General features: G+C 35.8%; 17 protein-coding genes. 3 read left to right on the top strand and 14 right to left on the bottom strand.

All coding sequences use genetic code 11. From position 1 onward, the window contains the following. Positions 1-34: 34 nt before the first annotated feature. From MKX29_RS16930 to MKX29_RS16905, 6 genes are all read right to left on the bottom strand, one after another. A complete protein-coding gene (locus MKX29_RS16930) occupies positions 35-826 on the bottom strand; it encodes a DUF92 domain-containing protein (RefSeq protein ID WP_404292311.1) in 792 nt (263 codons plus the stop codon). Beyond that, positions 823-1,374: a 5-formyltetrahydrofolate cyclo-ligase gene (locus MKX29_RS16925; RefSeq protein ID WP_341106690.1), complete on the bottom strand. Its 552-nt coding sequence runs from the start codon at positions 1,372-1,374 to the stop codon at positions 823-825. Before MKX29_RS16925 ends, MKX29_RS16930 begins: the two co-directional genes overlap by 4 nt. Positions 1,375-1,557: 183 nt before the next feature. Beyond that, positions 1,558-1,707 carry a 50S ribosomal protein L33 gene (gene rpmG, locus MKX29_RS16920; protein WP_057771568.1) on the bottom strand — a complete coding sequence of 50 codons (150 nt, stop codon included), beginning with the start codon at positions 1,705-1,707 and terminating at the stop codon, positions 1,558-1,560. A 64-nt stretch (positions 1,708-1,771) separates the two neighbouring features. Next, positions 1,772-2,416, bottom strand: coding sequence for a hypothetical protein (locus tag MKX29_RS16915; RefSeq protein ID WP_289434143.1), 645 nt, complete (start codon positions 2,414-2,416; stop codon positions 1,772-1,774). Between the two features lies 1 nt (position 2,417). Continuing rightward, on the bottom strand, positions 2,418-3,596 hold the full coding sequence (locus tag MKX29_RS16910) for a glycosyltransferase family 4 protein (RefSeq protein WP_341106688.1): 1,179 nt from the start codon (positions 3,594-3,596) through the stop codon (positions 2,418-2,420). Then, complete coding sequence (locus tag MKX29_RS16905; RefSeq protein WP_341106686.1) at positions 3,596-4,030, bottom strand: hypothetical protein; 435 nt, start codon at positions 4,028-4,030, stop codon at positions 3,596-3,598. Before MKX29_RS16905 ends, MKX29_RS16910 begins: the two co-directional genes overlap by 1 nt. Positions 4,031-4,297: 267 nt before the next feature. On the opposite strand from MKX29_RS16905, the gene MKX29_RS16900 reads away from it, so the two are divergent. Further along, entirely contained in the window at positions 4,298-4,684 is a 387-nt protein-coding gene (locus tag MKX29_RS16900) for a hypothetical protein (protein WP_308937068.1), read from the top strand. Next, the gene (locus tag MKX29_RS16895) at positions 4,681-5,127 is read left to right on the top strand and encodes a hypothetical protein (protein WP_341106684.1); all 447 of its coding nucleotides are present in this window, start codon (positions 4,681-4,683) and stop codon (positions 5,125-5,127) included. The genes MKX29_RS16900 and MKX29_RS16895 overlap by 4 nt, the downstream gene beginning before the upstream one ends. Before the next feature lie 215 nt (positions 5,128-5,342). On the opposite strand, the gene MKX29_RS16890 is transcribed toward MKX29_RS16895, so the two are convergent. After that, positions 5,343-5,933, bottom strand: coding sequence for a TetR/AcrR family transcriptional regulator (locus MKX29_RS16890; protein WP_341106682.1), 591 nt, complete (start codon positions 5,931-5,933; stop codon positions 5,343-5,345). 148 nt (positions 5,934-6,081) lie between these two features. On the opposite strand from MKX29_RS16890, the gene MKX29_RS16885 reads away from it, so the two are divergent. Beyond that, positions 6,082-6,852, top strand: a complete 771-nt coding sequence (locus tag MKX29_RS16885; protein WP_341106680.1) for an SDR family NAD(P)-dependent oxidoreductase — start codon at positions 6,082-6,084, stop codon at positions 6,850-6,852. A gap of 87 nt (positions 6,853-6,939) precedes the next feature. Here MKX29_RS16885 and phoU read toward each other — a convergent pair whose 3' ends face one another. The 7 genes from phoU to MKX29_RS16850 form a co-directional block, all read right to left on the bottom strand. Beyond that, positions 6,940-7,599, bottom strand: coding sequence for a phosphate signaling complex protein PhoU (gene phoU, locus MKX29_RS16880; RefSeq protein ID WP_224935968.1), 660 nt, complete (start codon positions 7,597-7,599; stop codon positions 6,940-6,942). Between the two features lie 23 nt (positions 7,600-7,622). Further along, positions 7,623-8,438, bottom strand: coding sequence for a phosphate ABC transporter ATP-binding protein PstB (gene pstB / locus MKX29_RS16875; RefSeq protein ID WP_370873266.1), 816 nt, complete (start codon positions 8,436-8,438; stop codon positions 7,623-7,625). 25 nt (positions 8,439-8,463) lie between these two features. Beyond that, entirely contained in the window at positions 8,464-9,342 is an 879-nt protein-coding gene (gene pstA, locus MKX29_RS16870) for a phosphate ABC transporter permease PstA (RefSeq protein ID WP_224935967.1), read from the bottom strand. 1 nt (position 9,343) lies between these two features. Further along, positions 9,344-10,294 carry a phosphate ABC transporter permease subunit PstC gene (gene pstC / locus MKX29_RS16865; protein WP_095372558.1) on the bottom strand — a complete coding sequence of 317 codons (951 nt, stop codon included), beginning with the start codon at positions 10,292-10,294 and terminating at the stop codon, positions 9,344-9,346. Between the two features lie 51 nt (positions 10,295-10,345). Further along, positions 10,346-11,320, bottom strand: coding sequence for a PstS family phosphate ABC transporter substrate-binding protein (locus tag MKX29_RS16860; RefSeq protein WP_224935965.1), 975 nt, complete (start codon positions 11,318-11,320; stop codon positions 10,346-10,348). 427 nt (positions 11,321-11,747) lie between these two features. Further along, positions 11,748-13,847, bottom strand: a complete 2,100-nt coding sequence (locus tag MKX29_RS16855; RefSeq protein WP_224936202.1) for a peptidoglycan D,D-transpeptidase FtsI family protein — start codon at positions 13,845-13,847, stop codon at positions 11,748-11,750. Between the two features lie 160 nt (positions 13,848-14,007). After that, positions 14,008-15,213 carry an MFS transporter gene (locus MKX29_RS16850; protein WP_224935964.1) on the bottom strand — a complete coding sequence of 402 codons (1,206 nt, stop codon included), beginning with the start codon at positions 15,211-15,213 and terminating at the stop codon, positions 14,008-14,010. Positions 15,214-15,219: the final 6 nt, after the last annotated feature.

The following is a 15,219-nucleotide window of genomic DNA, read 5'->3' as shown; positions in this document are numbered from 1 at the left end:
TGTCTATCACTATTATGCGAATCATTCTCTGCAATTATCCACCTGCTACAGTCACAAAGAACAAAACACCTAATATACTCGCAAGAGCACACGATGAAAGGTTAACAAGGTCATTATTAACTATTGTGTTACCGCTCATATATACCGTTTTACGATTACAATGCCATTTCGATTCGACCACCATCTCACAAGACGGACAACGATAGGTTACCTGTATGAAGGCACCTAATAAGGTATCCAAGATATTTCCGAGGAAACCAAAGACAAATATAATAAACAGGGTGGAAAAAGATAATGAATAGGACAACATAGCAATAATAGCAATAGAGAAGGAACCCATTATTGCAGCAAAGGTTCCGAGAAAACTCATTGCTCCTGAAGTACCAGGTTCTACCTGCTTAAAATACCTAATTGACAAAGGTCTTCTTTTACTTAAAGAACCTATCTCTGAGGCCCAAGTATCTGAATTCGCACTCGCAATGGTTATCGTAAAAGCAATAAAAAAAAGGGGAGAAGGAAAAATAATAAAAAGCACACTAAATAATGCAGGTAACCCACCATTAGCAACCACTTGCTGCCAATCTCTAGTAGACCCTTTTTCATGGCGTGCTTCGATTTGTTGCTTCTGCTTTTTCTTGTATTTAGACAATAAGCTTGAACTAGTGAAAAAGAAGCCAAGAAGCAGCAGTCCCTTCCATCCAAAACCTAAGTTAATCAATACACCCACAACAATTGCTGCTATGGTGCCTGACATTGTAAGAAGTTGAAGGAGATAGCCTAAAAAGGCGGCAATGAGTACAAGAAAAATAAATATCAATTCTTTCACTCCATTATTGTAATAATCTTTTGAACAGGTAAATCATGATGATCTATTGGTATATTATTAACCACTTGCTCTTGGAAAGCTAATGAAAGTGTAAAGCCGTTATAATCCACTAAATAACGATCATAATACCCGCCTCCAAAACCAATACGATCACCCTTTAATGTATAAGCAACGCCTGGAACTATTAATAAATCAATTTCACAAGGCCGAACACTCTTTGTTTTGTCTACTACTGGTTCTTGTAATCCAGAATAAACGACTTCTAGGTTGTCATAACTTGAAAAAATCCTGAAATCCATTTCCCTCGTTTTTGGTAAGCATTTTGGAATAGCCACTTGTTTTCCTTCTGACCAAGCCTTATTAATAATTGGAAAAGTATCGACTTCTGGAAAGCGTGATATTGTAAGGGCAACTACTTTGGATTGTTGCCAATGAGATGTGAGGAATAATTGCGATGCTAATTTTTCTGATTGTGATATATATTGTTCACTAGGCATTTCTGTTAATTGTTGCATAATCATCTTTCTCAGTTGTTTTTTATCCACCATTTAACTCTCCTATACCTCTATTTATAAAAAACACACTTGTCTTATAAAAATATTAGTTCCAATCTAAACATATGAAGTAACAACCATTGCTCGTAATTTGACCTCTCGAACCTTTCCCGGCATCACCCCTGTATGAAACCATAAAAAAAGAGACAAAAAAAGCAGCAGGAATCTACCTACTGCTTATTTTGTCTCACGGTGTGTTGTAGAACGCTTTTCTCTTGGGCAGTATTTTTTCAGCTCAAGACGATCTGGATTGTTTCTTTTATTTTTTTTAGAAATATAGTTACGATCTCCGCATTCTGTGCAAGCTAACGTAATATTTACACGCATGTCATTTCCCTCCAAACTACTAAGCACTAGTTCGTTTCATACGACTTTTATATAATATCACTTTTTAGTTTGAAATGCTAGTATGTTTTTTTAAAAGTGTTTGATTTACTTGTAAAAGCTGTTTTTGACAATCATCTGTAATTGACCAAGCTTGTCCGTCAATAGCAGATTTTCCTGTTATTTTAACTGTATCCCCACATAAACTAACTACCTTTCCTTTTCCTATTGGATTGTATGATAATGTTTGTTTTCCGCCTTTGCCATATGACCATATTTTGTTATTTTCCACTTGTGCTTGTTGCATCACTGTGTTTTCCTTCATTTTCACCCCGTTCAAATGACCATTCACTAAGAATAATTGGCGATCGATCATATGATATATCAAGTGTTCAATCGGAGATATAAAAGAAATCTGGTAGTCACACTCTCTTGGATTACTATGCGCCATTAGTACTTTTATCTCTTTACTCGTAGATAGTTCATTGTAAATGTTGAAATTTAACATAGAAATATGATGACCGATTCTCAGCTTTTCTGTACGTATCGATAAACCTTCTACTTGATGTTCTCTTCCTTCCGCCATATCATTCATTTCAATCCAATAAACACTTTTACCAACGGCGATACCTAACGTTTGATGCAATAAGTTTTCCTGATTCGACTGATTCCAATATTCAGTTGTGTAAGGCGTTTGCTCAATTATTTTCACTTTAATCACCTTTTCTTTGGAATTTATTGACTCGTCCGTGATTTCTATACACCTTTAACGTTTGTTTCGCTACCGATTGCCAGCTAAATTCTGTCTTGATTCTTTTTTGAGCTGCACTGACGATTTGGCTTCTAAAGTTAGGTTCTGAAAGTAGAGAATCTATTTTTCTTTCAAGATTTACTACATCTAGAGGATCGAAAAAAACCCCCGACTCATTTTCAATAATCATTTCAATGAACCCGCCAGTTTTAGCTAAAACTACTGGTAGTCCAGCTGCCATCGCTTCTAAAGCAACTATTCCAAATGGTTCGTACAAACTAGGGAAAATAGCTAAGCTAGCATATGCCATCCAGTTGTCACGCTCATATTCGTCAACAAAACCAATAAATTGAATCCATTCATCGATTTGTTTAGCACGAACTTTTTGTCTGTAATACGATAATAACGGACCTTCCCCAGCGACAATGATTTTTAAGTTTGTATTTTTTCTCTTTAACTTTTCAGCAAGTGCGATAAGAATATCGAACCCCTTCTCTTCTACCATCCTCCCCAGCGAAAAGAGGTATGGTCTATGTTGGGCAAAATGAAATTGTAGGTTCCTATCTTTTTTCTTCGGCTTACTTACGCCATTTGGAATGATGGAAATGGTCGAAGATGGCTGTTGGTATTTATGTAGTAACTCATTTCTCATAAAATGACTACAAACTACAAGGTGATCAGCATATGCCATTAATAATTTTTCTTGTCTATCGATAAAGCCTTGACTCTCTGTATGAATTCCATTATGTCTACCTGCCTCAGTCGAATGAATAGTAGCGATAAGCGGTATATCCATTCGCCTTTTTAAAATGATGCTGCTCGCTGCAACTATCCAATCATGGGCATGAATCATATCTATATCATTTTGCTCAATCAAAGCTCTTGCTTTCTCTTCCATTGCTAAATTCACCGAAGCAACCCAATGAAGAAATGATCCCGTTTGCATAAGCGGTGCTACACGATGAATGACTACATTATTTTGCACTTCAAATTCTTCGTCAACTTCATCCCTTTTCACTGTTAGCACATGAACGGACACCTTTTCTTGTGCGAGTGATCTGGCTAATTCACTTACATGGCGACCAAGGCCACCAACAATATACGGTGGGTATTCCCAAGTTAACAGTAGAATACTCCCCATCATTGCTTCACTTCATAATAACTATACCCACACACTTGATGGATCCAGTCAGCATTTATTTCTGATGATAACTTGACAGTTCCCGCTCCACTACCTATCTCAGTAGTAAGTAAAGGGAGGTAATTGTCATCCATTAGTTTCAAACAAAGAGAGATGCGGTAAGAGTGATATTCTGTTTTAATGGCGTTTCTAATGATCCTCATCGATTGGTATGGTGGAATAAAAAACTCATATAGATCGGAATGATTTTTACTGTATGATTGAAGCTGAATTACCTGTAAGCAGCTTCTTATATCTTTGTTGTAGTAGAGCGAGAGGATGTCATACTTTTCTTGCCTAACCTTCCAACTAATATAAATATCTTTGTTGATAATTTCAGTTTTTAAAGGTAATAATCCTGACGAATGTATCATGTGATTCTGTTTACTTTCCATTTTTCGAACCATTCTCCTTGTCAGATTATTCTATACATTAATGTTAGCACTGAATGGCCAAGCCCACAATAAACAGATTTTGTCGGTTTATGCTATCTATCGCTACACTTGTTATTATGATAAGCATTTTTTCTTCACCGACTTATTTCTTCATTCATTCGACAGAAACTATGAACACTTACTCGACAAATTCTATAGGAGATTCTTCAAAGTTAGCACGACTTGTCGATATTTATGGTAGAATAACTTTGATATTAAAGCTTTGAGGTGAGAATCATTATATATATATTTGCTGTTTTATTAGTTATCGCTTTACTGCTATTTATTTTATCCTTTTTTCTTAAAGATCCTTACCGTTCCTTAAAGGATGAGATTGACCAACTATCTATCCAACATGTAAAAGAAACGTATCAAATAAAGAAAAAATTAAAGCTGTTAGAAGAAGAATTACTGATAGACGAAATCAAACTTCCGAATGACACTGGGTTATCTAGACCTAAGAAGAAGGAAGTTCATGATATTATAAAAAATCAGGTACTTTTACTTCATAAGCAGGGACTTTCCACAGAGCAAATCGCTAAGCAATCTTCTTTATTAGAAGATGAAGTATTGGCCATTATCACAGCTAGTCAACTTAAAGGTGAAAAGGTATGAATAAATATGTTTTAAGAGGCTTTTCAGCTGGTGTTTTTTGTACCGCCTTCATTCTTCTTATTGGTTATATGCTTATGAATGAAGAGAACAAGCAAATGATTGATAAGACAACGGCTCAGGCTTATGTAAAAGAACAAGGTTTTCATGTTTTGACGGATGATGAGATCGATAAACTCATTGAAGAAAAATTAGAACTTGATAAACAACAGGAAGAAGTACCTAAAGAAGAGACTACCATTACAACAGAAATTAAAATCGAGAGCGGTATGCTTCCGCAAGAGATTGCGCAGCAACTTGAAGAGGCAGGCATTATCGAATATAGTGAGGACTTTACTAGCTTTTTAAAAGAATTCAATTATAGTCAGAAGCTACGTGTTGGTACATATCAAGTGAATAATCAACAGTCTTATAAAGAGCTTGCTGATTTATTTAGCAAATCATAAAAAACGAACCTCTATCTCCATATTTCTTACTTGGCTGCAATTACACTCTTAAAATAGAGTTAATTACAGCCTTTTTATTATTAAATTACCGAAGAATATAGTTACGATTACGGAACTTCGTTCAATACATCAGTTCTTTTAGAAATTGACACTCAATTCCCCCGCTTGATCTATTAAATAAAAGAGTATGCTTGTCACAAAAAGTTCCTACTTCTTTATTTCCCTTTGCTAGTAAATGATACGGAATTTACCTTTACATGCAATAAAGATGTTAGTTGTTCAGATAAATAAATGGGCGATTCTTCAAACTCTGTATCAATCCAATGCTTAATAAGCCCCAAAACTGTATACGCCTGGTAATTTGTATATAATTGATGATCTATCACAAACTTATCATTTCCTCCAAAGTCTATTTGAATATTTCGAACATATTGCTTAAGTGCTTTTATAAACTTATTTTCAAATGTATAAGAAACATCACTTTGTAATAGTGACTTATAATAATGTCTATATTTAAATATATGGTTAAATAATTCTTTTGTAGAAGGTAAAACACTTTGGTCAATTTCATAATCTCGTTGATTTAAAGTACTATTTTCCATCTTGTCGATTAAGTCCCCAATTGCTTCGTTCATCACTTCTTTTAGAACTTCTTCTTTCCTATAGTAATGGTAATAATAGGTGCTTCGATTAATATTTGCAGTAGTTGTTAAGTCAGTTATTGTAATTTTATGAAATGGTTTTAGTAGTAATAATGTAACCAGAGCATCTTTAATCCTTTGTTCAGTCATTAGATTTTTACTCATTAACTTAGCCACCTCTCCGTGTAACCCCAACAAATATATACTTTTTTGTTGGTTGTTAAAGAAAACAAAAATAATTATAGTGGTATTGTAATCGATTACAACAATGTTTAAAAGCTATATTCTATAATTATTTAAAGGGGACTTTTATATGGGTAGATTAAATGGAAAAGTGGCTATTATCACTGGTGCTGCTAGCGGAATGGGTTTGGCAGGTGCACAAATTTTCGCAAAAGAAGGCGCTCAGGTTGTAGCAACTGATATAGTTGAAGATGCTTTAAAAGTGAAGGTTGCGGAGATTATTGATAATGGTGGAGAAGCCATTGCCTTAAAATTAGATGTTTCAAGCCAAGAATCATGGTTAAATGTCGTTCAAACGACAATAGAAAAATACGGTAAAATTGATATTTTAGTCAATAATGCAGGAATTCATATGGCAAAAGGAATTTTAGAAGCAGAATTAGATGATTGGAATAAAGTGATGGCCATTAATACAACCGGTGTATGGCTTGGAATGAAATCCGTTATACCTTATATGCAACAGAATGGCAAAGGGTCAATTATTAATACATCTTCCATTGCAGCAATTGTGGGCGGAGTCGCTGATGCACAAGGCGCAGCGTACAGTGCATCAAAAGGCGCAGTTAGAGCACTTACTAAACATGGTGCTCAGTGGTTTGGAAAAGATAACATCCGAGTGAATTCCGTACATCCTGGTGCAATCTTTACAGGTATGGTTGAGAAAGCTGGAATTAAAACACAAGAAGAAATGGGAGAGAACTATAAAGGTTTAGCTCCATTACCTCCTTATGCTGGAGAGTCAATGGATATTGCAAATGCATACTTATATCTTGCTTCAAATGAATCTAAATTTGTTAATGGAATAGAATTGGTCGTTGACGGTGGTTGGATCAGTAACTAATATTAAATTAAATAAATAAGATTCACATTCATGTTCTTATTATATAAAAATAACGAACCTCTATGATGAAAGAGGTTCGTTACTTTATCAATCATTCAAATCAAATTGCTTACCTTTCACTAAATAGAAGATATGCTCAGAAATGTTTGTGACATGATCTGCTGCACGTTCTAAATATCTACAAACAAAAGATAATTGAGTAATTTGCGGAATTCGCTCAGATTGTTCCCCACTTATTCTTAGTAAATCAACAATCGTTTGCCCATATAAATCATCCACTTCATCATCCATGTCAGCAACGGCTTTTGCTTTTTTTAGATCTTCTTCATTGAAAGCAGTTAATGAATCGTTTAACATCGTTAAACAAATCGCATGCATTTGTTTAATATGAACAATTGGTTTCACATGGTCTTCTTTCCCAATTCTAATAGCTGATTTAGCTATATTAACAGCAAAATCAGCAATTCTCTCAATATCCGTTGCTATCTTTATTGCGACAATAATTCTTCGCAAGTCAATAGCTACTGGTTGTTGTTTCGCAATTAATAAAATGGCATAGTCATTAATTTCTTCGTACAATATGTTTGCCTTTTTGTCATTTTCCATGATCTCTAGAGCTAATTCAATATCATGATTCTCAAGTGCCTGAATCGATAAAGAAAGGGCATCTTCAGCAAAATGACCTAAGTCTAATAATTTTCCTCTTAATACTGCTAATTCTTCATCAAACTTCTCTCGTACTGGCAAAATAATCAGTCTCCTTTACTTAATTAGCCGAATCTACCGGTAATATAATCTTCCGTTCTCTTATCAGTTGGATTAGAAAAGATTTTATCTGTTTCTGCAAACTCTACAACTTCACCGTTTAAGAAAAAGGCCGTCCGGTCAGATATCCTAGCTGCTTGTTGCATATTATGAGTCACTATGATGATACTATATTCTTTTTTTAATACCTGTACAAGCTCTTCTACCTTTAATGTTGAAATCGGGTCTAACGCTGAGGTAGGTTCATCCATGAGAATAACATCCGGCTCTATCGCCAAACATCTTGCAATACATAGTCTTTGCTGTTGACCACCTGATAAACCATAAGCGTTATCCTGCAATCTATCTTTTACCTCATCCCAAAGCGCTGCCCCTTTTAAACTTTTTTCAACAATTTGATTCAGGACTTTCTTATCTCTTATACCATGAATTCTCGGACCATAAACAACATTTTCATAGATAGATTTAGGAAAAGGATTCGGCTTTTGGAACACCATACCCACTTTTGTTCTTAATTCTTCAACACCATAACGTTTATCAAAAATATTACGTCCACGATATTGAATTTCTCCCGATGTTTTTACTGATGGTACCATTTCAATCATTCGGTTCAACGCTTTAATATAAGTCGATTTACCACATCCTGATGGACCGATAATCGCAGTTACTTCATTTTCATAAATATCTAAATTGATTTGTTTTAATGCATGATTACTTCCATACCATAAATTTAATTCTTTTGTTTGATAAACTTTATTGTTGTCATTAAGATTTTTATAGTTGTCAAGTGAATCGGCGGCTTCTTTTTTGGGTGCAACCAATGTACTCATATTCTCCACTCCTCGTTTAATACCTTTTTTGGAATTTATTTCTGATCAACACAGCAATAGAATTCATCACAATTAACATTACTAGTAATACAATAATGCCCCCCGCTGCAACGGCATGAAACTCTTCTTGCGGTCTACTCGTCCAGTTATAGATTTGCATTGGTAAGACAGTAAACATATCGAAAACAGATTGAGGTAAAAACGCTAAGAAAAGTGGTAAACCAAGCACTACTAATGGTGCCGTTTCCCCGATTGCTCTAGAGAGAGCTAAAATTGCTCCTGTTAATATGCCAGGTAATGCAGCCGGCATAACCACCCTTACAATTGTTTGCCATTTATTAGCTCCCATTCCAAATGACGCTTCTCTTAATTCCATCGGTACACTTCGAATCGCCTCTTGAGACGCGACGATTATGATTGGTAATACGAGTAAACTCATCGTTAAGCCTGCGGCCAATACACTTGTTCCTAAAGTTAATGCTCTCACAAAAACCGTTAATCCTAATAATCCAAAAACAATCGACGGGACACCTGCTAAGTTAGATATATTAATCTGAATCAGTGAGGTAAACTTATTTTTACTCGCATACTCCTCTAAGTAAATGGCTGTTCCTACACCAAGTATAAGCGTCACAGGGGCAACAACACCCATTAACCAAATGGTCCCTATTAAAGCTGTTTTAATACCCGCTTGTTCTGGATCACGTGAAGGTAAAGATTGCAAGAACTGCCAGTCTAAATAACCAATTCCTTGAGTGATAATGCGATACAATAATATCGCAAGAACCACTAATGCAAACGCAGTCGCCAACATGAACAAACCTTTAAAAACGGAATTTTTCCATTTTCGTGGTGACATTTTCTTTAGTACTTGATCATGATTAATTAATTTCATACTAGTATTCCTCCCTAAAGCGCTTGGAGATGAATTGGGCGAGCATATTCATGAACAAGGTGAAAATAAACAATGTAAATCCAACTGCGTAGATACTATAATAGATGGTCGTGCCATATCCAGCATCTCCCTGACTGACTTGGACAATATAAGCCGTCATAGTTTGAATACTACTTGTCACGTCAAAGCTCAAGTTAGGCGTGGAGCCTCCTGCAACAGCGACAATCATTGTTTCACCTATTGCTCTTGAAATTGCTAATACAATAGAAGCAACAATACCTGAAACAGCGGCAGGTATAACAATTTTAATGGCCACTTCAAGTTTTGTTGCCCCTAATGCATAAGCCCCTTCTTTCATCACTTTAGGTACAGACGACATGGCATCTTCTGATAATGAGGCAATCATCGGTGTAATCATAATCCCGATAACAATCCCTGGGCTAAGCGCATTGAATATTTGCAGAGATGGGATCATTTCTCTAAGCACTGGTGTCACAAAAGTGAGAGCAAAAAACCCATAAACGATAGTAGGTACGCCTGCTAATACTTCTAAAATAGGCTTAATAACTCTCCTTGTTCGATCACTCGCATACTCACTCAAGAAAATAGCTACAGCGAGACCAATCGGGACTGCCACAACTGCAGCTATAAGAGCAACTTTTAACGTTCCTGAAATAAGCGGTAGAATTCCATATGAGCCTTGTGTTTCAGAAAATGGATACCACTTTTGTGCGGTAAAAAATTCTTTGATACTTACGTGACTGAAAAAAGTCGTCGTTTCCACAAATAATGTTACAACGATCCCAATCGTCGTTAATACTGACACAATCGCAGTTAATAATAAGATAACTGGAACAATCTTTTCTGACTTCAGTTTATTTTTACTTTTAGATTTTTTTTGTTGTATAAGTTCTTGCACAGAAAACGCTTTTTCTTCTTGTTGTATATTCATAGTTGATCCCCCCTTCATTACGATGATGATCTCTCTTCATCATTCAAACACTTATTTTAAATCTTCAATTGTTGATAACCCTGTTTCATATTCTTCATCTTTTAATTTCACATAACCGACATCTTCTGAAAGTGCCCCCGCATTTTCTAATGTGAACTTAACGAATTCATATGTTTCTTCATTCTTTAGGGAATCATTTTTCACGTAGATATATAAAGGACGTGATAATGGTGCATACTCCCCTGATTCAACCGTGTCATGAGTCGGCTCTACCGGACCATTCCCACCATCGATTGGAACAACTTTTAACTTATCTTGATTCTCAACATAATAAGCAAATCCAAAGAATCCAATGGCATTTTCGTCCCCTGCTACACCTTGAACAAGGATGTTGTCATCTTCTGATAGTGTCGCTTGTTCGACAATTGGCTCATCCTCCAGAATGATTTCATTAAAGTAATCATACGTTCCGGAGTCTGTTCCTGGAGAATAAAATTTGACTTCCTCATCTGGCCATTCTGGTCTAATATCTGACCATTTTTTTGTTTCTCCCGTATTGATCCATAATTCTTTCAATTCTTCGATAGTAAGTGAATCGACCCAATCATTCTCTTTATTTACAACGATTGATAATCCATCGTTGGCTAGCTTTAATTCTGAATACTCAATTCCTGCTTCTTCAATCTGGGCTTTCTCTTCATCTTTAATTTCTCTCGATGCGTTACTGATATCCGTTGTTCCTGCTATAAACTGTTTAAATCCTCCACCTGTTCCAGAAGAAGCGACTGATACTTGTACGCCTGGCTGATCCATACTGAATTCTTCAACAACAGCTTCCATAATAGGATAAACTGTAGAGGAGCCATCAATTTTGATTTCTCCTTGTAACTGTTGATTTTCTTCACTAGTTGTTTGCTCTCCATTACTTGAACTGTTCGCACCGCCATTTGCTCCACATGCCGTTGTAAAAGCAAGAACAGAACCAATCATTAATGTTGATGCCACATACTTGAATCGTTTCTTCATTAGAAATATTCCCCCTAGAAAATCAGTTGTTTTGTCCTACAAACCCATCATAAGACCTAAACGTTAATAGGAAATAAATGTCGTGTAAATATTCTGTAAACCAATGTGAAGAAATGTAAAGTGAAATTCAGCGATAATCATATATCATTTTTATTTTTAAGGAATCGAGTGACATTACCTTACAAACAAACAATGCTGTAAATCGCAGAGGTAATAAACATAGGAATAGTCGAGGCACTCCTTAGTAAAAAGAACGAAAATATAGAGGTAGTTGTGTAGGATTGTCAGCCTTCTTTGCCTCTTTCATTACTGATGTTAAAAACAAAAAGCATAAAAATAACTCGGATTCATCCTTCAAAAAAGGGTGAATCCGAGTTTGATTGTTAGTTTATATCTGTTATGCCTGTGTTTTTCAAAACACACAAGCTTATTCTTCCTCTTCTTTGTTAACATCAATTACTTCTTGCTTCGTTAAATCTTCTGGTTTCTTACTTTCTTCTTTCGCACGTTCTTCTTTTAGTTCAAAGTATTCATCCATGACGCGTTCGGCAATAATCATATTTGCTTTATGGCCACTTCCACCTTCATAGGCCCAAGGGACCATGACCGCAATTGCCACTTCTGGTTTATCAGAAGGTGCATAACCAACATAGCTGATATTCATTACTTCAGGTGGCTCATCATAATTGCTACGTAGTGGTCCATCATAGAAAGCCTCTGCTGTACCTGTTTTACCTGCAGGGTCATACTCTTTATCACCAAAGAAGGATAGTGCCGTACCTTGTTGTTCTTGTGCAACTTGACGGAAGCCCTCTTTTACACGTTCAATCCAAGAAGCATCCATATCAAGTTTATTAAGAACTTTCGGCGATATTTCTTCTACAATAGGGCCTAATTCTTCATTTTCTAATAAAGGTTCCCTAATTTCTTTTACTACATGAGGCTCCATTCTATTCCCGCCGTTAGCAATCGTGGACACATATTGCACGAGCTGCATATTAGAGTACGTATCATACTGTCCAATCACTAAGTCCAACATAAATCCAGGGAGTTGACTCATTCCTTTAAATCCTGTTTGTTCATTTGGTAGATCAATCCCTGTTCTAACGCCTAAACCAAACTGAGCAAACGATTCTCTGATTGTATCAAACCCTTTAGGATCTAACGGCAATGATTTATTATAGCGATATGTGCCGCCTCCAATTCGAATGGCTGTTTCAAACATATACACATTGGATGAAACCCTTAATGCATACAAATCACTAATTGGTCCGAACGTTTTCCATGATTTTTTTACAGGTGTACCAGCAATTTTTAGTGGCTGGTCATTAATTACTGTACCAGGCTGAATCACGCCTTCCTTATAGCCCGTAAGAATCGTAGCCCCTTTGACTACGGAACCGGCATTATAAGTGGTCGTAATATTTCCTAATGCATCATCTGTCATTCTTGTTTGGCCTGTTTCCTCATCTTTCACAAGCCTTCTACCAGCCATTGTTAAGATTTCGCCGCTATACGGATCCATTAACACGACATAGGCTCTATCTAAAAGACTGGTTCCTCCAGTTTGTTTAGCCGCACGCAACTCTTCTTCAATGATTTTTTCTGTTGCTAATTGTAAATCCATATCGACACTTAATACTAAATCTTTCCCCCGCTGCCCTTCTGAAATTGTCACCGTTTCTAGAATCGTACCACCTTTATCAGTGACATTTTTCACTTTGGCTTTTTGACCATGGAGGACTTCTTCGTATTGATATTCAAGATAACTTTTACCTACACGGTCATTTCTTGAATAATCTCTTGCTAAATAGTAATCAAGCATTTCTTTCGGAATACCTTCTTCAGAAGACGAAACAGATCCAAGGACAGATTTCAATGTATTATCAAAAGCATAGTAACGGTCCCAATCAGTTGTTGTATCAACCCCTGGAAGATAATCTAAATTTTCACTTACTAGGGCGAATTCCTTTGCAGTTACTCCATCATTTTTAACAACTTGTGGTGTAAAGGCATACCCACTAGAGAACTCTCGATAGATCGCCAGCACTTCCAAGTCGTCTTCTGTCAGTTCATCCAATTCTTCTTCCGTAATACGATCTAATGTTAATTGATAGACATCTTTATCGTAATCGGCTTCTTCGTCCTCGCGAATATTTTGCTTTTCTTTCTCTGTTACCTTTTCATCCGCGCGATCAGGATTAATCATAATCCAATAATCTTTTTCATCTCGTTCCGTGACTTTTTCTGTCTCTTTTTCAATTAGTTCCGCTAATTTCTCAGCAGTATCAAGCATTTCCTCTTGACTAGCTCCATTATTCGTATATGTAATGGCATTCTGCGGGATATTATCGACAATAATCTTTCCTGTACTATCAAACATCTTTCCCCTAGGTACAGGGTTATTTACAGTGATTTCTTCTGTTCGTTCTATTTCTCGTTTATAGTCATCACCGTAGACAATCTGAACAAACCCTAATCTAAAAATAAGTACAGAGAACAACACAAAGACAATTAAGAAAAGCATGTTCAACCGAAAGGACACACGATTCTTCTTTTTCTTCTTATTCAATTGCTAAAACCACACTTCCCTCTTAATTACATATACTTATTTTAAAAGAAAACCAAAAATAATTCTATTCATAACTATAAGGAAATGATAGTTATTTTGAATATTTTTTTTCACATCATTCGATATTCTTAATAAAGAAATAGATCATACTATGCCCAACACCTAATATTACTAGCAATATCGGCAAGATCACATGATCATCAAAATAGATTACACCCACTATAAAGAACAACAAAGATAATACTCTACCGATGTTCAAGAATAATTCCCTGACAACAATATATTCAATTCTCATTTCTGCTGCTTTCCACGCTGTGCCTATTACATCATAAGTCATTGAAGAATAAGGAACGAGTAATAAAGGATATGCGATGGCAATTAATGCAGCATAAAGCAAAAGGTTAACGTAGGTTATATGAAATACTAACAGGAAAATTGACAGAAATAATAACACACCTCCAACTAATACTGCTCTTTTCCTATGCTCTTTCTTAATCCACCTTGAAGCAATATAATAACAAACTAATGCAATACCTGAATTTATTAATCCGAATGTACCAAGTGCTAATTCGCTCCCCGTAGCTATAAACACAAAGACAGAAACGACAAACGCATATGTACCTTCACGAAACCCTTGGAAAAAATGGGCATTTGTAATCCTCTTCCAATTTTTATTATACTTTCGTTCCTTAATAATCCGCTTAAAAAAATACTTTCCATTTGCTGGACGTCTTTTAATAGAAAAACTTAAAAATACGGCAATCGCGAACAAAGCTAATGAAATTCCAAAAATGACTGAATAACCAGTATACGCCTTCATTTTTGAAATAATTAAACCGGCAGAAATAGGTCCAATCATACCACCAAATGATGAAAGTAACCCGAGAAAACCATTAAAAAAGTCTCGATTTTCTGGATCCGTTATTTCAAATGTTAATACATTAAAAGCAAGCCAATAAAAACCAGAACCTATACCTAATAAAGAACCTAATAAAAGGAGATATGACGACGCTTTATCCCCTACAAGAAGCACAGAAATATAAAAGAAGGCAAGAAATATAACCCCTAACCTTAGAACAATAACACGATCTACTTTTTTCGCCCATTTGCCCGCAATAATAAATGCAATAGGTTGCAGAACAACAGCAGCGAGGTTATATAAGCCTAAATCCACGTATTCACCAGATTGCTTCCACAAAAAAATATTCACAAAAGTATTGGATAACGCAACACTTAAGGAATATAATCCTCCAATTAGCAGCAACAAAACAAGGTCTCTGGTCGGCTCAATATTTCCAATCACTCTCTGCAATTTACTCATAAAAAA

The organism is Cytobacillus sp. FSL R7-0696 (genome assembly GCF_038006865.1).
GTDB lineage: Bacteria > Bacillota > Bacilli > Bacillales > Cytobacillaceae > Cytobacillus > Cytobacillus kochii.
The sequence above is the reverse complement of the archived record's forward strand: the minus strand, read 5'-3'. Positions and strand labels throughout refer to the sequence as shown.